The 24,818-nt window shown below is 71.6% G+C and carries 16 protein-coding genes and 1 tRNA gene; 2 read left to right on the top strand and 15 right to left on the bottom strand.

Features of this window, described 5'->3' with window-relative positions:
• Positions 1-92: 92 nt before the first annotated feature.
• Together K4G59_RS02395 and pdxY are read left to right on the top strand one after the other, a co-directional pair.
• Positions 93-866, top strand: coding sequence for a dioxygenase family protein (locus tag K4G59_RS02395; protein WP_231249093.1), 774 nt, complete (start codon positions 93-95; stop codon positions 864-866).
• 24 nt (positions 867-890) lie between these two features.
• Entirely contained in the window at positions 891-1,754 is an 864-nt protein-coding gene (gene pdxY, locus K4G59_RS02390; protein WP_231249092.1) for a pyridoxal kinase PdxY, read from the top strand.
• A 12-nt stretch (positions 1,755-1,766) separates the two neighbouring features.
• Here pdxY and K4G59_RS02385 read toward each other — a convergent pair.
• The 15 genes from K4G59_RS02385 to K4G59_RS02315 all read right to left on the bottom strand — a co-directional run bounded on the left by K4G59_RS02385 (position 1,767) and on the right by K4G59_RS02315 (position 24,763).
• Positions 1,767-1,842: transfer RNA gene (locus K4G59_RS02385), tRNA-Thr, on the bottom strand.
• Positions 1,843-1,868: 26 nt separating this feature from the next.
• Positions 1,869-2,510 (bottom strand): hypothetical protein, encoded by a 642-nt coding sequence (locus K4G59_RS02380; RefSeq protein ID WP_231249091.1) that lies wholly within the window; start codon positions 2,508-2,510, stop codon positions 1,869-1,871.
• A complete protein-coding gene (locus K4G59_RS02375) occupies positions 2,507-2,896 on the bottom strand; it encodes a hypothetical protein (RefSeq protein ID WP_231249090.1) in 390 nt (129 codons plus the stop codon). The genes K4G59_RS02380 and K4G59_RS02375 overlap by 4 nt, the downstream gene beginning before the upstream one ends.
• Before the next feature lie 182 nt (positions 2,897-3,078).
• Positions 3,079-4,218, bottom strand: a complete 1,140-nt coding sequence (locus tag K4G59_RS02370) for a hypothetical protein (RefSeq protein ID WP_231249089.1) — start codon at positions 4,216-4,218, stop codon at positions 3,079-3,081.
• A 91-nt stretch (positions 4,219-4,309) separates the two neighbouring features.
• On the bottom strand, positions 4,310-4,597 hold the full coding sequence (locus tag K4G59_RS02365; RefSeq protein WP_231249088.1) for a hypothetical protein: 288 nt from the start codon (positions 4,595-4,597) through the stop codon (positions 4,310-4,312).
• 8 nt (positions 4,598-4,605) lie between these two features.
• Positions 4,606-4,908: a WXG100 family type VII secretion target gene (locus K4G59_RS02360; RefSeq protein WP_231249086.1), complete on the bottom strand. Its 303-nt coding sequence runs from the start codon at positions 4,906-4,908 to the stop codon at positions 4,606-4,608.
• Positions 4,909-5,004: 96 nt separating this feature from the next.
• Entirely contained in the window at positions 5,005-9,507 is a 4,503-nt protein-coding gene (locus K4G59_RS02355; RefSeq protein WP_231249084.1) for a type VII secretion EssC family protein, read from the bottom strand.
• Complete coding sequence (locus K4G59_RS02350) at positions 9,504-10,634, bottom strand: RDD family protein (protein ID WP_231249079.1); 1,131 nt, start codon at positions 10,632-10,634, stop codon at positions 9,504-9,506. Before K4G59_RS02350 ends, K4G59_RS02355 begins: the two co-directional genes overlap by 4 nt.
• Complete coding sequence (locus K4G59_RS02345; protein ID WP_231249077.1) at positions 10,631-12,958, bottom strand: transglutaminase TgpA family protein; 2,328 nt, start codon at positions 12,956-12,958, stop codon at positions 10,631-10,633. The genes K4G59_RS02350 and K4G59_RS02345 overlap by 4 nt, the downstream gene beginning before the upstream one ends.
• A complete protein-coding gene (locus tag K4G59_RS02340) occupies positions 12,955-14,244 on the bottom strand; it encodes a DUF58 domain-containing protein (RefSeq protein ID WP_231249068.1) in 1,290 nt (429 codons plus the stop codon). Before K4G59_RS02340 ends, K4G59_RS02345 begins: the two co-directional genes overlap by 4 nt.
• Positions 14,244-15,215: an AAA family ATPase gene (locus tag K4G59_RS02335; RefSeq protein WP_231249062.1), complete on the bottom strand. Its 972-nt coding sequence runs from the start codon at positions 15,213-15,215 to the stop codon at positions 14,244-14,246. The genes K4G59_RS02340 and K4G59_RS02335 overlap by 1 nt, the downstream gene beginning before the upstream one ends.
• Positions 15,216-15,259: 44 nt before the next feature.
• Positions 15,260-21,445 carry an Ig-like domain-containing protein gene (locus K4G59_RS02330; protein WP_231249059.1) on the bottom strand — a complete coding sequence of 2,062 codons (6,186 nt, stop codon included), beginning with the start codon at positions 21,443-21,445 and terminating at the stop codon, positions 15,260-15,262.
• Positions 21,442-22,152 carry an FHA domain-containing protein gene (locus tag K4G59_RS02325; protein ID WP_231249050.1) on the bottom strand — a complete coding sequence of 237 codons (711 nt, stop codon included), beginning with the start codon at positions 22,150-22,152 and terminating at the stop codon, positions 21,442-21,444. The genes K4G59_RS02330 and K4G59_RS02325 overlap by 4 nt, the downstream gene beginning before the upstream one ends.
• Positions 22,149-23,699 (bottom strand): serine/threonine-protein kinase, encoded by a 1,551-nt coding sequence (locus K4G59_RS02320; RefSeq protein WP_231249048.1) that lies wholly within the window; start codon positions 23,697-23,699, stop codon positions 22,149-22,151. The genes K4G59_RS02325 and K4G59_RS02320 overlap by 4 nt, the downstream gene beginning before the upstream one ends.
• The gene (locus K4G59_RS02315) at positions 23,696-24,763 is read right to left on the bottom strand and encodes an FHA domain-containing protein (RefSeq protein WP_231249046.1); all 1,068 of its coding nucleotides are present in this window, start codon (positions 24,761-24,763) and stop codon (positions 23,696-23,698) included. Before K4G59_RS02315 ends, K4G59_RS02320 begins: the two co-directional genes overlap by 4 nt.
• Positions 24,764-24,818: the final 55 nt, after the last annotated feature.

The following is a 24,818-nucleotide window of genomic DNA, read 5'->3' as shown; positions in this document are numbered from 1 at the left end:
CCGGGAAACGGTCGTCGCCCGCAGTCCGGGGCCACCACTTGCCGGTGGACTACCCGGGAGATATGGTTGAATCACGAACTATTGAGGACGCCATGAACGCTGCGATGCCTGCCCTCTACATCGGCCATGGGGCCCCGCCCCTCCTCGACGACCCGATCTGGTCGGGGCAGCTGTCGGCGTGGGCCCGCGACCTGCCGCGCCCGACGGCGATCCTGATCGTCTCCGCGCACTGGGAGTCGGCGCCGGTGAGCCTGTCGGCGAGCGGTGCGCCGCTGGTCTACGACTTCGGCGGGTTCGCGCCGAAGTACTACCAGATAACCTACGAGACGCCCGACGCCACGGCGCTGGCCCAGCGGGTCGCGGCGATGATGCCCAGCACCGAACCCGTGCACCAGCACGCCACCCGCGGGCTGGACCACGGCGCGTGGGTGCCGCTGAAGATCATGTTCCCCGAGGCCGACATCCCGGTGCTGCAGATGTCGCTGCCCACCGACGACCCGCGCCGCCTGATGAGGCTCGGCGAGCGGTTGCGCCCGCTGCGCGACGAGGGCGTGCTCATCGTCGGGTCCGGCTTCCTCACCCACGGCCTGCCGTTCCTCGAGGACTGGCGCATCGACGCGGACGTGCCGGGATGGTCGAGGGACTTCGACCTCTGGGCGGCCGACGCCCTCGCTCGCGGGGACGTGGACACGCTGGCCGACTACCGCGCCAAGGCCCCCGGCATGCCGTACGCCCACCCGACCGTCGAGCACTACACGCCGCTGTTCGTGACCCTCGGTGCCGCGACGACCGCCGACGCCCCGGGCACCCAGGTGATCGACGGCTACTGGATGGGGCTGTCCAAGAGGTCGCTCCAGATGACCTGACGCGGCCTGATCTAGTCTCGGGGAATGCGCGTCCTCTCGATCCAGTCCCACGTCGCCTACGGCCACGTCGGCAACTCCGCAGCCGTCTTCCCGCTCCAGCGCCTCGGCCACGAGGTGTGGCCGGTCCTGACGGTGAACTTCTCCAACCACACCGGGTACGGCGCCTGGCGCGGGCCGCTGATCGCGGCCGAGGACGTCGCCGAGGTCATCACCGGCATCAGCGAGCGCGGCGCGTTCGAGACGTGCGACACGGTCCTGTCCGGCTACCAGGGCTCCCCCGAGATCGCCGACGTGATCGTCGACGCCGTGGCCCGGGTGAAGGCGGCCAACCCGGCGGCGACGTACACCTGCGACCCCGTCATGGGCAACGCGACCTCGGGCTGCTTCGTCAACCCGGCGATCCCGCCGAAGTACCGCTCCACGGTGATCCCGGTCGCGGACGTGCTGACGCCCAACCAGTTCGAGCTCGGCTTCATCACCGACAACGACGCGCTCAGCGGGGCGTCGGCCCTCGAGGACGTCCTGGCCGCCGCCGACGAGGTGCGCGCGCTCGGACCCTCGACGGTGCTGGTGACCTCGGTGATCCGCTCCGGCGCACCCGACGACGTCATCGAGATGCTCGCGGTGACCGGCGACGGCGCCTGGCTCGTCACGACCCCGCGCCTGCCGATGAAGGCCAACGGCTCCGGCGACATCACCGCGGCGCTCTTCACCGCCCACCTCAAGGGCACCGGCTCGGCTGCCGAGGCCCTGGCCCGCACCGCCTCGTCGGTCTTCGCGGTGCTCGAGGAGACGCTCGGCTCCGGCGAGCGGGAGCTGCGGCTCATCGCCGCGCAGGACGCCATCGCGTCGCCGGCGTGCGAGTTCGAGGTGCAGCAGGTCCGCTGATCTCGGTCTGGGTGGAGCCGGTGACAGGAGTCGAACCCGCGACATCTTCTTTACAAGAGAAGCGCTCTACCAACTGAGCTACACCGGCGTGCGTCCGAGGACGCGGCGGCAATCCTAGGTGAGGTCCGGCTCCGCGTTGCCACCCGGCGACCACTGCACGGTGGAGATGATCGCGTCGAGCAGCTCGAGCAGCGCGGGCGCGGTCTGGTCCCAGATCACGGGCGCAGCGAAGGAGAACACGGTAGTCGCGTCGGTTGCCGGCGCGGTGAGCCAGTAGTCGGCCCGGAGCAGCGGCCGGTCGATCTCGCTGCCGGCGGTCGGGTCCTGGGTGCTGAGCACCCGGACGACGCCGAGCTCGTCGTCGCCCCAGGACGAGACGGCGCCGGCCGACTCCGCGCTCCGAAGTGAGGCCGCCAGCGCCTCGGCCGAGGCCAGGGCGCCGGCCCGGGCGGACAACCGTGTCGGGAGCGCCGGCTCGTAGATGCCGAGCGTCAACGGGACGGGGGCGCCCGGAACCACCTCGATCGCGAAGTGGAACGCACGAGCGCCTGCCTTGGCGGCCTCGGCTGCGGCGCTGGCGACCCGCTCCTGGATGTCGCGGCGCAGCACCGCGAGCTCGTCGCCGGGATAGAGCGACCGGGCCATCGACCTGGCGGACGACGTCGTGGCCTCGGGCGTCTCCAGGGATACGCGCCACCAGCGCCCGGGCAGGGCGAACGTGGGCATCGAGGTGGTGGCGGCCGGCGAAGTGCTCATGCGACATCTCCTTCTGCGGCGGGCCGCACGCGACGAGCGACCTCGAGGCACGCACCGGCAATGTCGTCGAACGCTGTCAGGTCGGACGTGCTGAGCTCGAGCCTGACGCACATGTCGAGCGACCGATGCAGAACGACCACAGCGCAGCGCTCGTGCAGGACGTTCCCGCCCGGGGCCATCGGGTCAGTCATCAGGTCCAAGCACACCACCGCAGGCGCGCGACGGGACTGGTCAACCTCGATGCTGCGCGACAGCACCGAGGGGGGTAGCTCGGCCTGACGCAGGAGATCCGCGATCTCATCGATGTCTCGGGCCGGTCCGGCCGCAACCCACCCTGCGGCCAGCACCCGGGACGCGAGGGCGGGGTCAGTATGCAGTGCTGCCACGATGTGCCTGCCGGGTCCCCGAATCTCCTCCACGCATCGACCCAGATCCGTGCGCAGCGACCGATCCAGTCGGGACGGTCGCGGCACGCTGGAGGCGACCCGGTCGATCCAAGCTGCGCCATCCGCCCCCGGACCGCATGCAAACCATCCGGGGGGAAGCCTGAGTCCTGCGACTGCCGTGCTCACGACCCGCCCTCCGCGCACGCAGCGAGCGGTCGGTCAAGTGCCGCGTCCGGGCCGAAATGGTTGTCGATGATTGCCTGTGGCTCCACGGATGAACCGGTGCCGCCAAGCGGCTCCACACCGGTGGTCCGCAGGTCGTCGACCGACCAGACCGATCCAGGTTCGACGAGCTCGCCCACGACCGAATCCACCTGGTCGGCGAGCCAGTCCCCGGCGAAGAAGTCGATCACGCTCTCGGCCGTGGATCCACCGGCGTCGGGCAGGTCGACCAGGTCGACCTTGCCCTTCCTCGGCGCGCTCATCTGGGTGGGCCGCTTGTGGACTTCCGACGCGTGCAGTCCACGCGTCGCCTTCGCGCCCTTCGCCAGCTTGGACGCAATCTTGCCCGCACCAAACATCAGAGCCGACGCGACGAACTCACCCATGCTGATGTGGCTCAACCCCAGCTGGACCACCTTGAGCCCGATGCTCACCAGCGCCACCACTGTCAGGGCCCCGGCGACAAACGCCGCGATCGGAGCCGTCACGCCGAGGAGTGCTAACACGGCGGCCACCGCCAGAAGAATGGCGGCAACCGCATCCACGATGAAGACGAGCATTTCGAGCAGGGGCTTCATCACCTTCTCGTTGAAGTTCGCCAGGTGGTCGCCGACCCCGTCGTTGAGCTTGCCGCGCTTGTTCGCAGCGCTGATGCGGTTCATCGCCTCGAGCGCGGCCCTGTCCACGTCGGCGCGGGCCTGGTCGTACTCACCACGCGCGGCGGCCGCGGCCGCCGCGTGCTCGATGGCGCGGGACTTCGCCCGCTGGTAGGCGAGGTCCGCGGCAGTCCGCTCCTCCGGCGTGGCGAGCGGGTTGGCCGCCGAGGCGATCGCCGCCGCCTTCAGCGTCGCGGCCTTGCCGGCCGTCCCGGTGACGTCCGTGTGGCCGTTGGCGTTGATCGCGCGAAGTGCGCGCTGCTGGGCGGCATCGAGCTTGGGCGCGTACTCGACGAGGGCCTGCCCTGCCTCGTGGAAGCGGGCCCGGGAGTCGTCCATCACGAGGGCGAGGTCGTCGGCGTTGCGGCGGACGGCGTCGATCGCCTCGCTGCGGTAGGTCGAACCGTCGTTCATGCGGCGCAGGGACGCGGCAGCCTTGCGCATGTTCTCCGCGGCAGCGACCAGCCGCTGACCCTCGACCCTGACCCGGTCCGGTTCCCCCGGAAAGGGGTTCATTGCCCACATGGACTGCTCCTCATTCCTTTCGCAGCTGCGCCGTCATCAGGCCGTCGACCTCGTCGAACGTCCTGTCGATCTCACCGAGCGCCTGCCACACCGTGTCCATGGCCGCGACGATCTCGCCGCGCCGGAGGTCCCACGAGGACGACAGCTCGGCCACCCGTCCCGCGAGACCGCCGTGGCCCAGAGCCGAACCGAAGTCCTCGAGGCGGGACACCTCGCCGAGCGCGATGCTTGCGAAGAGGACCTCGTTTTTGAGCCAGGTGAGCTCGCTGTCCGAGATCCTCAGCTCTGTTCCGGCCACGACGAGCCTCAGGCCTGGCCGCGGATGGCGTTGGAGAGCGACGTGTCGGTCTCCTGGAGCGACGTGGCCGCGCTGCGGAGGAACTCGGCGAAGCCGGTGAGCGACTCGATCGCGTTCGTGGTGTTGGTGACGTAGGTGTCGAACTGCTCGTTGTAGGCACCGGAGGCAGCGTCGGTCTGGAACCCACCGGCGATGAGCTCGTCGACGGCACGGCTCAGGTCGCTGAGCTGCTGGTTGAGGGCGTCGCGGCCGCCGTCGATCAAGCCGGCGACGCGGTTGAGGTCTTCGTAGGTGACGTTGAGGTTGGCCATGATGGCGTCCTTTCGGGAGGTCCGGATCGACTGGTCCGGGAGATGGGTGGAGCCTAGGAATCACTGATGCTGGTGGCGATGGGGAGCAGTCCCCACCTACGGCAGAGGCAGCTGGACGCGGACCACCTTCCCCTCGAGCACGGCGAGGCCGCGGCCGGGCGGGAACTCCCGGCGGGCGACGCGCGGGAACGGGGTCCGCAGCAGCGCTTGCCCCTCGTCGCCGTCGGGCTGCAGGACCAGGCCCGTACGACCGCTCTTGAGCTCGCCGTAGATCGGGAACGACGACATCCACGAGCTTGCCTCGGCCTCACCGATGATCATGTGGTCAGAGCGCTTCACAGCGCGCACGAGGTCGACGATGGCGACGTCCGTGGGCGACGTGGCGTGCTCGGCGAGCCCCTCCACGACAACGATGTACTTGTCGTGGGTGATGTCCGGGAGCCGGTTGGCGAGCTCCTTGGCCGTCTCCGCCACGTCGGCGGGCGTGACGGCGACCTGGTCCCAGTCGATGAGGTTCGGCAGCGCCGAGCGCCGGTTGCCGAGGTAGACGAGGGTGGTCGTCGGGTCCGCACGGCGGATCGCCTTGACCATCGCAGTCAGCGCCGTGGTCCGCCCGCTCTGCGGACCGCCACTGATGAGGAAGGTGCCCGTGGGCCGGAACCCGATCGGACCGAGGGTCTCGTCGGACACGCCGAGCACGGGTGCTCCTCCGACCGACGCGGGCAGCGAGTCGAGCGGGACCTCGCTGGGAAGCGTCTCGATCGGCGCGACCGAGGCACGACCGCGGCGCTCCATCGCCCGGGCCAGCTTGCCGATGGCCTGTGCCTGGTCCGAGGCGTTGCGGGAACCGCCGAGGATCGCCACCTGGACCTCGTGGCCGTCGACCACGGCACGGCCGGGCGGCGAGGTCGAGGTCACCACGTCGTCGGGGACGTCGAGCGACATGTACATCGCCTCCTCCGCCAGCCGGAGCACGACACGGCGCGGAACGCTGGCGGCCACCGATCCGGGGACGGCAGCGGGACGGTCCGCGGTGAAGACGACGTGGATGCCGAGCTGTCGGCCCTCGCTGAGCAAGGTCTGGAAGACGCCGTACCACTCGGCCCGTCCCATGCCCATCTCCCACTGGTCGCGGAACGACGCGAACCCGTCCACCAACAGCAGGATCCGCGGCTCCTCGGGCCGACCGGCGTTGGCGCGGTACTCGGTGATCGACTCGGCGTCGGCGGCCCGGAAGGTCTGGGCCCGCTCGTGGGCGATGTCCCGCAGCCGGCGGAACAGTCGCACCACGCGTTCGTTGTCTTCGCCGCTGATGACGGCACCGACGTGGGGAAGCTGCTCGAGCATCCGCAGGCCGCCTGCGGCGCAGTCGATGGCGTAGACGTCGACCGGTCCGCCGCGCGGCGTGACGCCGGCGCCGGCCGCGAGGGTGCGGAGCAGGACGGACTTGCCGCTGCCGCCGGTGCCGTAGATCGCGAGGTTCCCGTCGTCGTCAGGGCGGAAGAACACCACGTCCTGCTTCTGGTCGTCGGGCAGGTCGGCGAGGCCGATGATCAGCTCGGTGTCGGTGCGCGGACCCTCGCCCAGCAGATTCAGGTGATAGGCCGGTGCCAGCTCGTCGAGCCACGGTCGCTCGGGCGGCTCGATCTCCGCGAGGCGGGCGGCCTTGTCGATCGAGGCCACGAGGCGGACCTGGTCGGTCGGCGCCTGCTCCCCTGCGGACTCCTCCTCGACGTCACGCCCCACGGGCTCCCACGGTGTGTCGGAGCCGAAGCCCAGGCGGTGGATGGTGATGGTCGGGCGGACGTGCTCGTCGATCGTGCGGCCGCCGGCGTAGGCAGACTGGAACGGCGCGAGTCGACCGGGCCCCGTCTTGACCACGCCCCGCCCTGGGATGTCCGGGTCGATGACGGCGGCATCGGGTGTGCCGATGACGTCCGAGCTGTCGGACTCGTCGGCCATCCGGAGGGCGATGCGCAGGTTGGTGTTGGCGCGCAGGTTGTCCTTGATCACGCCGGCCGGCCGCTGGGTAGCCATGATCAGGTGGATGCCCAGGGAGCGACCGCGCGCCGCGATGTCGATGACCCCGTCGACGAACTCCGGCACCTCGTTGGCGAGCGCGGCGAACTCGTCGATCACCAGCACCAGCGCGGGCGGGCACTCCGGGTCGCCCCGCTTCTCCAGCTCGAGGAGGTCCTTGGCGGACTTGTCGTTGAGGAGGTGCTCGCGCTTGCGGATCTCCGCGCGGAGGCTGGTCAGCGCACGACGTACGAGGTGGCTGTTGAGGTCGGTCACCAGGCCGACGCAGTGCGGGAGGCGCACGCAGTCCGCGAAGGCCGCACCGCCCTTGTAGTCGACGAAGAGGAACGTGACCCGATCGGGGCTGAACTCGGCCGCCATGCCGAGCACCCAGGCCTGGAGGAACTCGCTCTTGCCCGAGCCCGTCGTCCCGCCCACGAGGGCGTGCGGACCCTGCGCGCGGAGGTCGAGGTGCATGGCGTCGACCCCGGAGGCGCCGACCAGGGCGCGGAGCGTACCCGCCCGAGCGCGATCCTTGCGTGCCCTCGCACCGCGCTGGCGCAGGGACCCGTTCTGGCGCCAGCGGTCGACGACAGCGGCCGACGAGTCGACGAGGTCGTCACCCAGCAGCGAGACCAGCGGCACCTGCTGCGGCAGGTCGCTGGCATCCGCGACGAGCGCGCCCGAGTCGACGAGCGGCGTCAGCGCGCGGGCGAACCTCTCCGCGTGCTCGACGCTCACCCCCTCGACGGCGGCCGGCGAGACCACGGCGCCATGCCGGACGAAGTGGATCGCGCCGTCGCCGAGACCGCCCGTCACGTCGACGAAGGTGCGGCACACGGCCGGGAGGTCGGCTGCTCGCGGTGCGACCCAGATCGGAAGCACCCCTGCCTCGGCGGCGCGCTCGGAGAGCTGCACCAGCCGGGCCCGGTCCGCTGGCGCCTCGCTCTCGATCACGACGACCACGACCGGCGAGACGGGTGCCTCGGCATCCTTCGACCCGCCCTCACCGGAGCCGATGCTCCCGCCGGTGCGCGTCGCACGCGGGGCGGCACCGAGCGGTCCTCGCGGGGTCGGCCCGTCCGCGGTCGCGCGCCCGAGCCGTACGGCGACGAGCTCCTCGAGCTGCGCCACCACCTGACCCGCCGTGGCCGCGCTGTCCGCGAGGTGCGTGCCGATGATCGGGCTCTGCGGAGAGCTGGTGTGAGGAAGCCACGCCAGCCACTCGTGCTGCGGCACGGCGTGCGGAGGAGCGAGAGCGGTGACGACGAGCTCGGCCGGCGAGTGCAGTCCCGTGAGCTGGACCAGCAGTCCGCGCAAGGCGTCCGCCACCTCGGTCTGGCCGCCGACGACACCGAGCGCACCGGAGGAGACGAGATCCTCGATGACGGGCACGCCGTCGATGTGACGGAACTCCCGCTCGACGTCCATGAGTCGCTGCGTGTACTCCGGGAGACCCTCGTCGCTGGGACCGGCGCCGGCGATGGTGTTGCGCGACGGGAGCCGGCCGAGACCGAGCCGGACGTGAAGGAAGTTCCAGTGCTCCGGGCGCCGGGTCCACAGCAGCGGACTGCGGTCGAAGCCTGCCTGGTACACGTCCGAGACGTGCGGAGCCTCTGCCTGGCGCACCTCCCGCTCGCGCGGCACCTCGCTCGTCAGCGTCGTCCGCAGGATGTCGAGCTGTCGCTCGAACTTCTCGATGTCGCCGGCCAGCTGGCGCTTCGACCGGCCCCTCGTGGTCGCGAAGTTGCCGAGCATCATGAGCGGCGCCATGGCGATGAACATCAGTGACAGCGGGTTGCGGGTGACGGCGTACATGCCGACACCCATGAGCACGGGCGCGACGAGCAGGAGCCACGGGAAGGGCTGCTGCTCGACCTCGGTGGGGACCGACGGACGGGGGTGCTCCTGGTCGAGGTAGCGCGCCTCGACCCGCGGGGACCGACTGTGGTTCACCGCACTACCCGAGGCTTCGGGACCCTGGCGCGGTGCCGGCGCCGCCGTCAGGGCGAACGTCAGCGTCGAGTCGCCGAGCACGACCTCCTGTCCGGGCAGCACGGTGAGTCGGGTGACGAGGCCGCCGTCGAGGCTGAGGCCGTTGGCGCTGTTGAGGTCGACCAGCTCGATGGTCGCGCCGACCTCGACGCGCGCATGCTGCTTGGAGACGAAGGGGTCGTCGAGCACGACGTCGGCCGACGGGTCCCGGCCGATGAACGACGGCCCCAGCGGGAGCCGGACCTCGCGTGGCGCGTCCGGGCCGGCGACGATCCGCAGGACCGCAGCGGCCTCATGGCCCTGGGCGGAGGGCGCGGGGGTCGCGTCGACCACGGCCACCGCGCAGCCCGAGGTCAGGGACGTCTCGCCCACGGTCCGGCCGGCGGGGATCGTGACCCGCGGCGCGTCGGCGTCTGCTCCGACGCTGAGGGTGACGGCGTCGCGCACGGTCGGAACCGGCGAGCGCATCGGGTCGCTGTCGAGGAGCTCGCGGGCGAGGTCCCCGACCGTGGCCGTAGCGTCGGTGGTGACGACGACGTCGGTCGCTCGACCGACCGCGCGGACGTAGGTCAGCTTCAGTTTCATGCCAGGGCCTCCACGACGAAGGAGCAGTCACCGAACGCGACGACGTCGCCGGGGTGCACGCCGGTGGGCGTCCGGGTCGCCAGCCGACGCTCGCCGTCGGCGGCTCGCACCCACACGCCGTTGGTCGAGTCGAGGTCCTCGACGTGGAGCTGGTCACCCCTGACCTCGACGCGCGCGTGGGTCTTCGACATGCTCCGCGTCGGGTCGTCGACCACCTGGGCCACGCTGCCGGGAACAGCAGAGGCGTCGGGCGCGCGGCCGAGGACCAGCGGCGCCGACCTCACCTCGAGGCTGGTGCTGCCGTCGCTGCTGCGCAGGACGTACGCGGTCACGGTGACCGGCGCGGTCGGGGACGGTGCGGGGGCAGCGACAGTGTGGTCCGCCAAGGGGGCGAGAGGCGGCTCCCACCCGGGAGGAGGCGACACCAGCATCCCCGCCGGAGCGGCAGGAGCGCCGGACGACACCTGGACCTGCTGCCGCGGCTCGGGCGTGGGCGGTGCCGGCGCGACGGTCCCGACCGGCGCCTCGGAGGTCGGTCCGGTCGGAGGCGCGGCCGTGGCATATCCCGTGGCGAGGGACGGCGGCGCGACCGCGGGTGCGGGAGCGGGCTGCTCCGTGGTCCGCGCCGCGGCACCTGCCCCGTCGTTCGAGTAGGACGCCGGAGCGGGGGGCCGCGCGACCACCACGGTCGCAGCCGCCTTGTCGTGCCAGCCCTGGCGGCGCGGGTCGCCCTGCATGGCGAGGGCCATGACCACCACCGGGAGCAGGAACATGCTTGCGATCCCGAGCACGAGGTTGCGCACGAAGATGCGCGCCCAGCCGACTGGGGCGCCGGTGGATGCGTCGAGCACCCAGACACCGAGCCGTCGCTTGCCGAAGGACTGGCCGGTGGTCGCCAGCCAGCGCCACTGCACGAGCGACCAGACCACGGAGGCGACCAGCATCCAGAGGCTCGCCGCCAGCACGATCCACGCGGGGGCGGACGCAGCGAGCGTGAGCAGCAGCAGCACGAGCGGCACGCCGTACACGACGGCGGTCGTCGCGACCGCGTCGACCAGGTTCGCCGCGAGGCGACGGCCCAGGGACGCGTGGAGCAGTCCGTCGGTCGGCAGGGTGGGAGCGCTCATCGGTTCACCTTCTTGCTCGTCGTGGCGGTCGCCTTGCCCAGGAGACCGCGGATGGCCGCGAGGGCTCGGCGCGGCAGGAATCCGATCGCCGCGCCCACGGTGGGCCCCGCGCGTCGCAGCGTCTGACGCCACGGCACGGAGGCCGGGGACAGGACGGCGAGGGGACGACGCCACCACGGCGCCGACTTCCGCAGCCGCTTCAACGCCGTGTCGACGTCGTCCCAGTAGGCGCGCGCCTCCTCGTCGGTCGGTGCGGTCGGGCCGAAGACGTGGTGGTCGGCCCTGCCCGCCAGCAGCAGGACCCCGCTCCCGGGGACGCGGGCGTCCAGCAGGCTGCCGCTCTCTTGCCGGGTGTTGCTGTGGGGCAGGCGGATCCCGAGGTCGCGTGCGCGGTCGGCGATCTCGCGCCAGCCGCCGCTCATCCGTGCCACCGGGTCGGCGGCCCGACGCCGTCGGCGTCGACGCGACCGCTTGACCACGAGCAGCGCCCAGAGGGGTGAGGTGAGCAGCACGGCGCCCCCGGCCACCGCGAGATAGGTGAGGACGTCGCCAATAGGGATCGGCGGCGGAGCCGGTGTCCCGTCGCCCGCACCTTGCGGCGCCTTGTCGTCGAGGTCGTCGGGCTCGGTGGGGATGACCGGGGGCTGGAGCACGTTGGGCTGGGGCTCCGGCTCGGGGTCCTCCTGCTGCTGCTGCGGCGTCCGGTCCTTGTCGGGCGTCGGCACGAACGACACCCAACCCGCGTCCTCGAGGTGCACCTCGACCCAGGCGTGCACGTCCGCACCCTTGACGACCCCCGTCGAGTCAGGCACGACGAAGCCGATGACCACCCGGGCCGGCAGGCCCTGCTGCTGGGCCGCGACGCCCATCGCCGAGGCGTACTGCTCGTCGTTGCCGATCATCTGGTCGTCGCCGACGAGGTCGGTGACGCGTTTGGCGCCGTGACCGGACGGGGATGTCGCCTCTCCCTCCTTGCCGTCGCTGTAGTAGCCCTTGCGGAAGGCGTCGGCGAGCGCCGACGCGGCCGCTCCCCCACCGGGACTGCCCGCCTCGGCCAGCCACTCCTGCACCTTCTTGGTCAGCACCGGGATGTCGGCCGGCGCCTGCGGCATCACACCGCTCGCCGCCGCCAGCGCCTCGAGCGAGGCGGGCACCTCCGGCCGGAGCGAGCGCAGCTCGTAGGTCGTGCCGCGCACGGTGCCGCCGAGCTGGGCCATCGTGCCGGTGGCATCGTTGTAGAGGACGCGGGACTGGGTGGAGCCGTCGGCTCGTCCGTCACGCAGCGCGACGACGCCGAGCGTCTCGCCGACCGTCGGCACCCAGGGGCCGGAGTAGTCCTCGATGGTGATCGTGACGTCCTGCTCGCCCGCCTCGTCGGGCTGGGCGCTGAGCCGACCGAAGGTGCCCGACTGGGTGGGTGCCCCTGGTCCCCCGGCAACATTCCAGACGATCCCGTCGAAGGTGTCCATCGTCGCGATGCGGATCCGGTCGCCGGTGGAGAGCCCGGTCGTGGTGAACATCGTCTTCTCACCCAGCGCGCGCTCGTCGTAGTAGGCGCGGTAGCGCGCGAGCGGACTCGGGTAGTCCATCGGGTCGAATGGCGGGTCGACGTGGTCGCGGAGCACCGTCCGGGTGTCGCCGGCGAGGGCGGCCGACATCCCGCCGGCCAGACCACCGGCCACGGCGATCACCGCGGCCGTCATCCCGATGCGCCGCGTCCACGACACACGTACGTCGCGCGTCTCGCGCCATCGCGTCCACACGAGCAGCCCGGTCGCGAGCACGAGGCCGCGGGTGATGGTCAGGCCGGTCACCCGATCGCCGAACGCCGCCGCGACGGCGAAGGCCGCGAGGACGACGATCGCAGCACCCCCGGGGCGCCTGCTCCGCCAGAGGAAGGCTCCCGCCGCGAGCCCGGCGATCAGCGACAGCACCCACGGCACCATCAGCACCGTGCCGGTGCTGCCCAGGGGCGTGAGGAGGGTCAGGGAGTCCCGCCACGCCGACACGAGCCCGGTCACGAGCGCACGCACCGAGTCGACGTCGGGCGCGATGCCCGCGAGCGCCAGGTCGGGGACGGCCAGCGCGGGCCCGAGGAGGAGGTGGCAACCGAGCAGCAGCAGGACCGCCGGCCAGGCGCCCCAGCCGAGGTGACGCGCAAGGAGGGCGACCCCGAGCCCGGTGAGGGTGCCGACCACGACGGCCGCCAGCCACCTCCAGCCGCCGTACGCGTCGGCGAACGGGCTCGTCGCGACCGCCATCAGCAGGACCACGAGGACGACGTCGGCGGCGAGCAGGCGCCCACCCAGGGCGGTGCGGGTCACGACGCCAACCTCCGGACCGTCCCGGCCAGGTCGGCCAGCTCGGTGACGCCGGCGATGTGGAGGTCGCCCATGGTGCGGACCGAGGAACGCTCGGCGGTCTCGGCGCGCACGGCGATCGTGCGTACGTCGACGGGCAGGAAGCGTCGCGCCCGGCGCAGCTCGGCCGGGTCGACCAGCGAGCCGCAGACCAGCAGGACGATGCTCGCTCCCGTGTTGTCGCGCGACGCTCGACGCGTGAGGTCGGCGAGCCCGCTCCCACCCGGCGCGTAGTCGATGCCAGAGAGCTGGTCGAGGAAGGTGGTCGTCGTGCCGTTGCGCAGGCGACGGGACGACGTCACGGCGGTCAACGTCTGACCGTCGACGAGGGTCTGGACGCCCATGGACCCGGCGATCGAGATCGCGGTCTCGAACTCCTCGTCGGAGGCGTAGTCGTCGAGCCGGGTGCTGAGCAGGACGAGGAGGTGCGAGCGACGGGTCTCCTCGAACTGGCGCACCATCAGCTGGCCCGAGCGCGCGCTGCTCTTCCAGTGGATGTAGCGCCGGTCGTCACCGGGAACGTAGTTGCGGAGGGCGTGGAAGGCGATGTCGTGGTCGGTGATCTTGCGGACCGTCTCACCCTCGAGGTCGCGCAGGATGCCGGACGCCGAGCCCTCGATCCGGACCGTTCGCGGGTGCACGTAGAGGACCTCGGCCCCACCCAGTCGCTGCTCGCGCCGCAGCAGACCGAGCGGGTCGGCGCGCACGGCAGTCACCGGCCCGACGTCGAAGACCGCCCGACGGGCCGTGGGGATCGCGAACAACTCCTCGTGGTCGTGGTGGCCACGCAGGCTGGGCAGCTCGAACGCGGCACGGCCCTGGCCGATCGGCAGCTCGATCGTGACCGGGAGGGTGCGACGCGACGTGTCGTTGAGCAGGTGCAGGCGACCGTTGGCCCGCTCGCCGACGACCACGCGGTCCCGGCTGAGGTCGAGGGTCGTGACGAGCTGGTGGGCGCCGAAGATGAAGACCACGCCGACGGCCAGGAGGAGCAGCCCGAACGACGCGGCGACCAGCAGCTCGGTCCAGCCGAGCCGGGTCCATGCGGCGACGGCGAGGAGTGACAACGCCAGGAGCACCCAGGCCGACGGGGTGACGACCTGGGTGACGGGACGAGCGATCTCCCGGGGTCGGGCCGTCGCGGTGGCCAGCCGGTGCCGGCCCTCCAGCCAGACGGTTGCCGTGCGTCGGCGCAGCGCGAGCATCCGTGACCCCGCGCCGCCCCTTGCCGGAAAGATCGCCTCGCTCATCAGGCCACGCGCTCCTGGGGAGCGGGGAGCTGGCCGAGGATCCGCTCGAGCACCGACTCGGTCGTCGCGCCGCGGAACTCCTCCTCCGGGTCGAGCACCATGCGGTGCGCGAGGACGGGCACGGCGAGGGTCTTGATGTCGTCGGGGATGACGTAGCTGCGACCCGCGGCGAGCGCCCACGTCCGGGCGGCGCGCACGAGCGCGAGGCCGGCGCGCACGCTGCAGCCCAGGACGACGTCCGGCGCCGACCGCGTCGCCTGCGCGAGCTCCGAGACGTAGACGAGGATCGCGTGGTCGACGTGGACGTTGGCGGCGTAATCGATCATGCTCGCCACGTGGTCGGTCGGGATGATCGGGTCGACCACGAGACCGCCGCGTGCGTGCGGCGGCTGGGCGAGGATCTTCACCGTGCTCTCGTGGTCGGGATAGCCGAGCGAGGTCTTCATCAGGAAGCGGTCGAGCTGCGCCTCGGGGAGCCGGTAGGTGCCGGCCTGCTCGATGGGGTTCTGGGTCGCGATGACCATGAACGGTCGGCCCACCAGGTGGGTCTCGCCGTCGATGGTGACCTGACTCTCCTCCATCACCTCGAGCAGCGCGGACTGCGTCTTGGGCGACGCCCGGTTGATCTCGTCGGCCAGCACGATGTTCGCGAAGATCGGGCCCTGGTGGAACGTAAACCGCTGGGTGCCCTGATCGTAGATCGTCACACCGGTGACGTCGCTGGGCAGCAGGTCCGGCGTGAACTGGATGCGGGTCTGCTTGCCGTGCAGCGTCTGCGCCATGGCACGCGCGAGCGACGTCTTGCCGGTGCCCGGGAAGTCCTCGAGCAGCAGGTGGCCCTCGGACACCAGGCAGGTCATCGCCAGCCGGATGACGTGGGTCTTGCCCACCACGGCGCGCTCGACGTTGGCGACGAGCTGGTTGAAGGTCTGGGCGAACCACTGGATCTGGTCGTGGTTGGGAGTGGTCATGGCATCGCTTTCGAACGAGTCGGGTCGGGGGAGGCCGAGGGAGATCAGGTGGTCGGCGGGTTGCCGACTCCGGAGATGCCGTCGACCGTGACGGTCACGGACTCGTTGCAGCCCGTGTACCAGTACTTGGTGGTGAAGTCGAGGCGACCGTCGCCCCCCGTGGTTCGCAACGGCGCGTTCGGGAACGCTCCGCCGCACGGGCCGCCGTTCTGCGTTGCGGCGGCGACGTAGCCAGCGTTGGACCGGAACCCCTCGAGGCGGTAGTGGATCCAGTCGCACCGTGCTGTGCACGCATCCGTGGGGTCAGGCGCGTTGGAGAAGTAGACGATCACCTGACGCGGCTGGGCGCTGCCGCACAGCTGGCGCTCAGTGCTGTAGAGCCGGTCCGACGGGGTGGCGCCCTCGGCCACCGTGCGGATGCTGATGCAGCGCTGGTCGCCCCCTTGCATCGTCGGCCACTGCACGGAACCGCCGTCGACCCAGCCGCCGTCCGTGCGGTACTGGGTGCCGAGGACCGGGCGGCCGTTCGCACCGGGCGCCGACCACCCGGAGAAGTCGACCTGCCGATAGTTCGGCGCAGCGGACCCACCGTTCGGGGCTGCAGGTGCGCCGAAGGGACGGAATCCGCCGAGCCCGGCGCTCTCGCCCTCGATCGCACCGGCTCGCGGGTCCGTCGTGATCGGCACGATCGTCACCTCGTAGGGCCCGTTGTTGGAGGTGAACGTGATGTCGTGCGTCCCGGCAGCCGTGACGGTCTTGGCCGGTCCCCCGCTGCTGGAGATCCGGTAGCCGGTGACACGGCGTCCACCGTCGTCGGTCGGCGGGGCGAACGAGACCTTCGCCGTGCGGTCGCCCTCGGAGACCTTGGTGACGTCACGCACAGCCGTCGCCCGGTCGTACGGATTCACCGGGGCCGAGACGGCGCTCGGTGAGGTGCTGTAGCCGGCGCGGTTGTGGGCGCGGACGGTGAAGGTGTAGTCGTGTCCGTTGTCGACGTCGAAGTGGCTCGACGTGCCGGTCTCCTGCTTGGTCGTGACGACGTGACCGTCCTTGGACATGGTGACCTCGTAGTGGTCGATCGTGTCGCCGTTGTCGAGCGGGGCGGGCCAGGTGACCTCGACCTTGCCGCCAGGCAACGCGTCGTTCTCGCTGGCGACGCCGCTGGGCTGGCCGACCGTCGCGGGCACGCCGAACGGCTTGTCCGCGGTGGACGGCTCCGACCACGACTGCTTGCTCGCCTCGTCGACGATGTCGTTGACCGCCCGGATCTCGAACTGGACGAGGGCGCCGTTGCCGAGACCGTCCCAGGTGAAGGGGCTAGCGGCCGCCGTCCGGGTCTCGCCAGTGCCGAGCCGGTGGATCTCGTAGGTGCGGATCGGCGATCCCACGTTGGCGGGAGCCTGCCACTGGAGCACCAGCTTGCCGTCGCGCTGCGTGTAGTCCTGACCGACGGTCGGTGCCGCCATCCGGTCGGGCACCTTGTCGGGCGTGACCTGCTCGGACGCCACGCTCGGCTCGGAGTCACCCACCCGGTTGGTGGCGACGACTTGGAACGAGTAGGTGTTGCCGGGCGTGAGCCCCTCGATGCGACAGGTCGTCGCACCGCCGCAGGAGACGGTCTTCCCCTCGCTGCGCCGCACGCTGTAGCCCGATATGGGCGCACCCTTGTCATCGGCCGGCGTCCACGTCAGGACGACCGAGTCGTGGGTCATGCTGCTGACCGTCGGCCGTCCCGGCGCGTCGGGGGCCGCGACGACGACCACCTCGGCGCGTGCCGTGACCTCGCGCTCGGCATCGTCCGAGCCGTCGTCCACGACGAACCGGACGCCGACGCTGCCCGCGAAGCGCTCCGCAGGCGTCACCGTCACGGTCGAGCCGGAGCCGGTCGCACGCGCCTCGCCGCTCTCGACGGTCACGCCGCTCACCGTGAGCGGGGTGCCCTCGTAGGGGTTGGTCGCGTAGTCGTTGATGTCGAAGGACACCGGCTGGCCGGCCTCCGCCTCGAGCGGTCCGATCCGCCCGATGCTGACCAGGGGCTTGTCGGACCGGACGATCCGCACCCGCACCACTGCCTCGGCCGTGGCGCCGGCCGGGTCCTCGACCCGCACCGGCAGCACGACGACCTCGCCGTCCTCGGCGGCATCGGTGGCGTCGAGCACCAGCGTGGTGCGACCAGTGATCGAGGCTTCGACCTTCTCGGTCCCCTCGACGGTGAAGGTCAGCCCGGCCACGTCCTCGGGGTTGGGGTCGGTCGCCGTGGAGGCGAGGTCGAAGGTCTTCTGCTCGGCCTCGTCGCCGCCGACGACCTCCAGGTCGACGTCCCGCATCTCGGGCGCGAAGTTCTTCGTCGCCTGGATGTCGACCGGGATCGTCAGCATCGAGGTCAGGCCCGTCGCGTCGTTGAGCGAGGTGCCGTCGGTGACCTCGAAGGTCACGGCGGCCCGGCCGCTGGAGTCCTCCGGTGCCGTGAACCGGATCGTCGTGGTGTCGCGCGCCCTGGCCGCATCGACGTACGGCGCCGCGCTGACGCGGTCGCCCAGTGTGAGAATCGGGGTGCGCCCGGTGCGGACGATGACGTGCTCGTCGAGGGAGATGTCGACGGACTTCCCGGCCTTCACCGTGACCGGCAGCTTCGCGTCGGGGTCGAGCACCGGCGGCACCGTGTCCGTGCCGCTGACGAACACGAACCCGTAGGAGGTGTTGTCCTCCGCGTCGCCGACCTCGTAGACGACGACCTGGTCCCGGGCGGCGAGGGTGACCTCGAGCTCGCCCTTCACGACGCGGCTGACGTCCTGGTCGTAGGCCGTCAGGACGAGGTCCTTCCGACGCCCGTCGAGGTCTCCGTCGTTGCGGAGCACGTCGATGCGCACCGTCTCGCCCGGCGTGCGGCCAGCCACCTTCGCGAGGTCGGCGGTGTCGTCGCGGGTGACCGGGGCGTAGAGAGGTGCGTCCGGGCTGGCATCGACCGTGAGGCGTGCGGTGTCGGCGCCACCGAGCCGGTCGGAGATTCCATACGTGACGGCCACTTGACTGGCGGCGTTGCCGACGAGCTCGGGCACCTTCACGGTGACGAACCCGTCCGCGACGCTCGCCCCGGGTTCGCCCTGGAGCTCGTCCGACATCACGAGCGGGTCCCCGTCTGGGTCGGCGTCGTTGGCCAGCACGTTGAACTGGATCGTGCGGTCCGGACGGACCAGCAAGTGGTCATCCAGCGCGACCGGCGCCTGGTTGGTGGAGGCGCGCGCGACCACGCCCACGCGGACCTCCGCGCGGCTGCTCGCACCGAACTTGTCCTGCACCTCGACCTCGAAGGTGTCGGTGCCGCCGCGGCGGGTGTCGAACGGCTCGTACTCGATCCAGTCGAGGCCGATCGCGGTCACCCGACCGAGCTGCGGTGCGGTGGTGATCCCCTTGAGCGTCACTGCGTCACCGTCGGGGTCGCTCGTCTGGAGGTCGAGATCGATCCGCACCGGCCGCTCCCCCACCGCACGGGCCAGGGTCGGATCGGGGCGCGGAGCCGCGTTGCGGTCCGCGTCGTCGGCGATGACGTCGATGACGACCTCCGCGTCGTCCCTCTGGCCCCGCGCATCGCGCACGCCGTAGGTCGCGTGGATCTCACCCGCCCTGTCGGGGGCACGGAAGCGGAGCGTGTCGCCCGAGACGAAGACAGGGAGTCCCTCGGGCGCGACCAGGTCCTGCTGGAACAGCTGGAGGTCGTCGCCGTCCGGGTCGAAGTCGTTGGCCAGGACCAGGATGCTGCCGACCGATCCGGCACGCACGGTGATCCGGTCGTTGGCCGCGACCGGGGCGCGGTTGCCGGCCTTGACGGGCGCCTGCCCCACCGTGACCGATCCCTCGGCGGAGTTCACGCCGTCCGAGACGGTGTAGTCGATCGACACCGGCGCCGTCAGGTCACGGGTCGACTCGACCCGGAGCAGGCGGTTCTCCAGCAGCGACGCCTTGACCGGGGTGTTGGCACCGACGCGCACGGAGGTCACGGCGAGCACGCCGCCCTCCGGGTCGGAGTCGTTCGCGAGCAGGTCGACCAGGGACGACCCGCTGGGAGGCAGGAGGGTGTCGTCGCTCATCGCGACGGGAGGCAGGTCGACCTTCGACTTCGGCAACACGTCGAGACGGACGAAGGACTGCGCCTCGCCGCGGTTCGTGTACGCCGAGTAGTCGAGGTAGTAGGTACCGGGTGCCGAGGTACGGGCGACGAACGTCCCGGACGTGGGGTCGGTGGTGATCTCCATACCGCCGAGGGCGACGACGTCCCGCAGGTGGAGTTCGGTGCCGTCCCGGCTGAAGTCGTTGGCGAGCGGCTCGATCAGGATGTCGCTGCCGGAGACACCCACGGCGCGGTCGGGCGTCAGCGTCGGCGGCACCGCGTTCTTGGGGCTCACGTTGACCGTGACCTTCCCCGTGCGCTGCCCCCGCGGGTGCCCGTCGGAGACCACGATCTCGATCGTCTTGTTGCCGGCACGACCTCCGTCGTCAACGAACTCAAGCACTCCGTCGCTGCGGAAGGTGACCGTGCCGCCCTCCTTGGCCCGGGCGTCCTGGAGGACCAGGGAGTCCCCCTCGGCGTCCGTCCAGTCGGGGAGCACGTACATGGACGTGCGCTGGCCGCGGGCGACCGTCATCCCCTGCTGCCGGGGAACGCCGTTGTCCTCGACGAGCTGGGGAGGCGTGTTCTGTTCGGTGCCAACGATCGAGACCTCGAGGGTCGCCTCGTCCGACCCGTTCTCCCTGCCGTCACTGATCACGTAGCTGAAGCGCGCCTGCTTGCCGCCGTCGTTGGGCCCGAAGTGGAGCTGGAGCTGGGTGCCGTCGCCGACGATCGCCATCCGCTGGGGCTCGGGGCCCGACAGCTGCTTGACGTCCTCGAGCGAGGTCAGGGTCAGGATGTCGCCGTCGAGGTCGACGTCGTTGCGGGTCACCGGGATGATCGAGTCCTGGCCGGGCCGGGCACCCAGCCGGTCGTCGCGGGCCACGGGGGGACGGTTGTCCTCGGTCCGCCGGGCCTTGGCGAGCTCGTCCGGGCTCGGGTCCGCCGTCTGCTCCTTCTTCTTCGACGGGTCGACGTCGTCCCAGTTGTCGACCCGCGGGAGGCCGTCCTCCTGCACGAGCCAGGAAACACCCGTCACGGTGTCGTTGAGCACGACGACGCTGCGGTTGACCCGGAACACCAGGTTCGCCAGAGGCTTCAGGCCGGGGATCTTCTCCGCGTGCGCGGGCTCCGACCCACCGAGTCGTACGTAGCCGTCTGCGGCCGGGTCGGCCCAGGCCGCGTGGACGTAGCCGTCCACGACCACCGGGGCCGCGGGCGGGCCGTCGACTCCGTCCCGCACCTGCTCGACCGAGCCGTCGCCGAGGTCGGCGAGGAGCAGGCCGGCGCGGGTGGCGACGTAGACGCCTGCCGCCTGCGGTCCGGGCTGCTGGACCTGGGCAGCGGTGCTGTCGCCCAGCTCCACCGGCACGGGCTCCAGTTCCGGCACGACGAGGACCTCGGCCTCACGGTCGAGGACGACCGGCGTCGTGCCGACAACCGTCACCTCGAGGTCGGTCGAGAGCCGCGCGTCCACCGCGACGGGCTCGGCGGCGGCGGCGAGTCCGGACGCGTCGATCGTGACGGTGGTGAGGGTCCGCTTCTCGCGGTTGACGACGTAGGCCGTCCCGTCCTGGCCGACGGCCAGTGCGGCGTCCCGGCCGGCCTCGAGGTCGGCCGGCGTCTGATCGGCAGTGAATCCCTGGATCGTCTGGGTGGTGCGGACCCAGACCTCGCCGGTCTCTCGGTCCAGCATGGCGATCGTGTCGCCACCGAGCGCGACGGTCGTGTCGGCGCTGAGCGGCACCGGGTCGAGGGCGGTCCCCGCTGCCACGTCGACCTGACGAACCCCTCGCCCGCCCGACTTCACGTCGAGCAGGACCGAGGTCTCGCGCTGGTGCACGTCGAAGTCACCGCTGAGGGCCTGGATGGCGAGGTCGAGCTCACGGACCTGCGGGTTGAGCCGACCGAGGAGCTGGTAGGCCGGGTCCTCGATGGTGACCCAGACGCTGCCGTCGTTGAGGTCGACGTCGCTGATGGGTGTGCCGTCGGCCCGGACGGCGAGCACCACGAGCGAGCTCGCGACCACCGCCAGCGACAGGGTCGAGGCGACCTTGCGTGAGCGCGGGCGACGGGCGGTCGTCAGGCGGCGGCGGGTGCCGCGCGGGAGTCCGATCCTCACGAGACTTCTCCTCGCGTGTCGAGCAGCGGGAGGTGCTGCGCGGTGACGATGCGTGCGGCGACGGCGTACTCGACCAGGCGAGCCCGCCTTTGGGTGGCGAGCCGCTCGGGACCACCTCGCATGCCCTTGACGCCCGCGCGGTCGAACTTGTCGCAGACGTTGTCGAGCTTGCGGTTGAACGTCGTGGTGGACCACCCGAGCCTCTGGGCGGCGGTCGCATTGGTGGGCAGGTCGGCCAGCCCCGTGCCGGCACGACGCAGGGTCTGCTCCGCCAGGGCCAGCACGAGCTGGAACTGGGTGGGAGTCAGGTCGACGGCGCCCAGGGTGGCGTCGGAGTCGCTGTCACCCCCGTGGCTGACGGACTCGAAGACCGGCACCTCCGCGCGGACGTCGATCTCGTAGGTCGTCCCACCGGCGCTGAAGAGGACCGAGACGGCCGGCAGCACCAGCGGGACCGACGAGCCTGGTCCCACCCATGACTGGAGCCGGCCGGCCTCGCCGGAGACCGTGACCGAGAGGCGGGAGCCGACGTTGCGCAGCCACCAGAAGCCGTCGTGGTGGGCGAACTCGATCAGCCGACGGTGCAGGTAGGCGTTGTCGTCGACCACCAGGTCGGCGTCGCGCCCGACCGAGAAGGTCTGGTCCGGGTGGACGGCGTGCTCCTCGCCGCAGAACTCGACCAGCAGCGGCAGCGTGTCGCGGCTCATCGGCGCACCGCCCGGCACACGTCGTCGGTGGGTTGCGAGGCGCTGCCGTCGCCGCGCACCAGCATCACGCTCACGCACACGATGTCGCCCGCGCGGCCCGGGGCCGTGAAGGAGGTGCCGTCGACAGTGGCGATCGGCTGCGCCTCGTCGGCACGCGTCCACTGGATGCCGAAGGCGTCGCCCGACTCGGGCTCCGGGTTGGTCCAGCGGAAGACGACCTCACCCGATCGGCTCGTGGCTCGGACCTCGGACGGGGAGGGCACGAACGCTGCCACCGCATCGGCGGGCTGCTCGGCACCCCCGAATGCCTGACGATCCACCTGCGCACCGGAGTCGCGGGTCAGCACCACGGCGGTCACGACAGCCACCAGCGCGAGAATCCCGGCGATCCCGGCGAGCACGGCCACGCGGGTGCGCGGGGTGGCGGCGCCCTCCTCGACACCGGCGACGGGCGGCTCGGGCCGCTCGAGCTCGTGCGGCACCTGGCCGAGCAACCCCGGTCCGGACGGGACAGAGGTCGCGTGCGGCTGGACGGGGGCCGGCTTGGAGAGCGTCCGGCCGTCGGACGGGTGCACCGCTGCGGGCCGGAGCAGCGTGCCCTGCCGCAGAGCATCAGGGACGATCACGGCCACCGGTCGGATGTAGGTGCGCTGGTCCTCTTCGGTCGTGTCCGGAGCGGTGGGCGAGGCGTCGAAGACGTCGACGCGTGTCTGCGGCAGCCCGAGCTCGGACTGGACGTCCTGGAGGTCGTGGGCAAGGTCGAAGGCCGTGGCGTGCCGGTCCTCGAGGCGCTTCGACATGGCCCTGGCCAGCACCCGGTTGAGGGACGCAGGGACGTCGGAGCGGTTGAGCGGCGCCAACGGCTGCCGCTCGATCCGGTTCATCAGCGTCGCGTTGTCGTTGGGTGCGCCCGGCACCTCGAAGGGCGACCGTCCGGCGATGAGGCTGTAGACAGTGGCCGCGAGCGCCCAGACGTCGACCCTCACGTCGACGGGCGGCGTCTCGGTGAACGACTCCGGGGGCGACCACGGCACCGACATGCCGTACGACTGGTCCTCGCCGGAAGCGCTGCCGGCGATGCCGAAATCCGTCAGCTTCGGGTGCCCGAACGCGCTGGTCAGGATGTTGTGGGGCTTGATGTCGCGGTGGAGGATCCCGGCGCGGTGCACGGTCTCGACGGCGCTCGCGACGCGGATGCCCGTCTCGAGCGCCTCCGCGAGGTCGATCCGTTCCGTGCGGTAGCGGCTCGCCAGGGTCGGCGGAGGGCAGTACTCCATGACCAGGTAGGGCCGACCGTCGTCGCTGACGTCGGCGGCGATGATCCCGACGATCGAGGAGTGGCCGGAGAGCTGCGCCATGAGGTTGGCCTCGGCGTGGAACTGGGCCAGCACCGCTGCGTCGCTGCCGGGGTCGCGGAGGACCTTCACCGCGACCTTGCGGGCCGGTAGGTGCTGCTCGTAGAGGTGGACGTCCGCGAAGCCACCCGTCCCGATGTGCTTGACGTAGGTGTACCCGACGATCGTGGGCGCGTCCGTCGAGGTCGTCATGCCGGCGCCACCTCGATGACCAGCGCGTCTGAGAGACGGAGGGTCATGCCGGCGGAGAGCTCCATCGCCAGGCCCTTGGTGAGCAGTTGCCCCGCACGCCCGGGCGCCTCCATCAGCGTGCCGTTGCTGGAGTGGTCTGTCGCGACGGTGCGGCCACCCACCAGCGCCACCTCGAGGTGGGTCCCGGAGATGTAGGGGTCGTCGAGCACCACGAGCGTGATGTCGGCGGACGCGGCGTTCACGGCCCGAGGAGACCGACCGATGACCACGAGCCCGTCGACCCGCTCCTCCCTGCCGTGGGGGAACCGGAGCACCAGGCGCGGTCCGTCGGCGACGGGCGCCTCGTCGAGCCGGGCGGCACGCAGTGCGGCGAACTCGGCCGGCGAGATCGTCCTGTCCTCTGCCTGCGACGGGACCGGCCCTGCCCCGGGCGGTGCAGCCACCTGGCGCACGGAATCGTCGAGGTCCCGGACCGCAGCGTCGTCCGGAGTGCGTCCGGCGACGGTGGCACCGAACATGGCGTCGTACACGTCCTCGGACGGGTCGACCAGGGTCGCTGAGTCGTCGGGCTCGGGCTCGGGCTGGGGCTCCGGCTCGGGCACCGGCTCCGACTCCGGCTTCGACTCCGGCTCGGGCTCGGGCGCCGGTGGCGCTGTCGGTCGCTCCTCGTCCCCGGCCAGGGCGACGGACACCTCTCCCGACGCCACGAGGCCGGCGCGCACCACGCCGCCGACGAGCGGCAGGCGCTCGTCTGTCGCACCGACGTCCGCGTGGGCGAGGCGCCACCCCGACACCTGGCTGGCGGCGAAGGCGCGCTCGGACCACGTCGCGGCCCCCGCCGCGTCGCACACCAAGGCCGTGCCGGCCACGTCGACTGCGACGACGAACCGCCCCCGCACGACGACCCGGAGGTGTTCTTCCGTCACGACCACCGCCGCGAACTCCGGCATCGAGGCGATGCCCGCGGCACCGAGGACGTCGAGCACCCCGACGACGTCAGGTGTCGTGCCCAGCAGCGTCCAGAGGGCGTCGGCGGTGCCGGGCGCCACTTCCGTGACCGCCACCGTGGCTCCCGACGTCACCACAGCAGTCCAAGGGCCCGTTGCATAGGTGAGCCCG

It is taken from the genome of Nocardioides furvisabuli (assembly GCF_021083185.1).
In the GTDB taxonomy this organism is placed as follows: Bacteria; Actinomycetota; Actinomycetes; order Propionibacteriales; family Nocardioidaceae; genus Nocardioides; species Nocardioides furvisabuli.
Note: the sequence above shows the minus strand (reverse complement) of the source record. Positions and strands in the feature narration are given on the sequence as shown.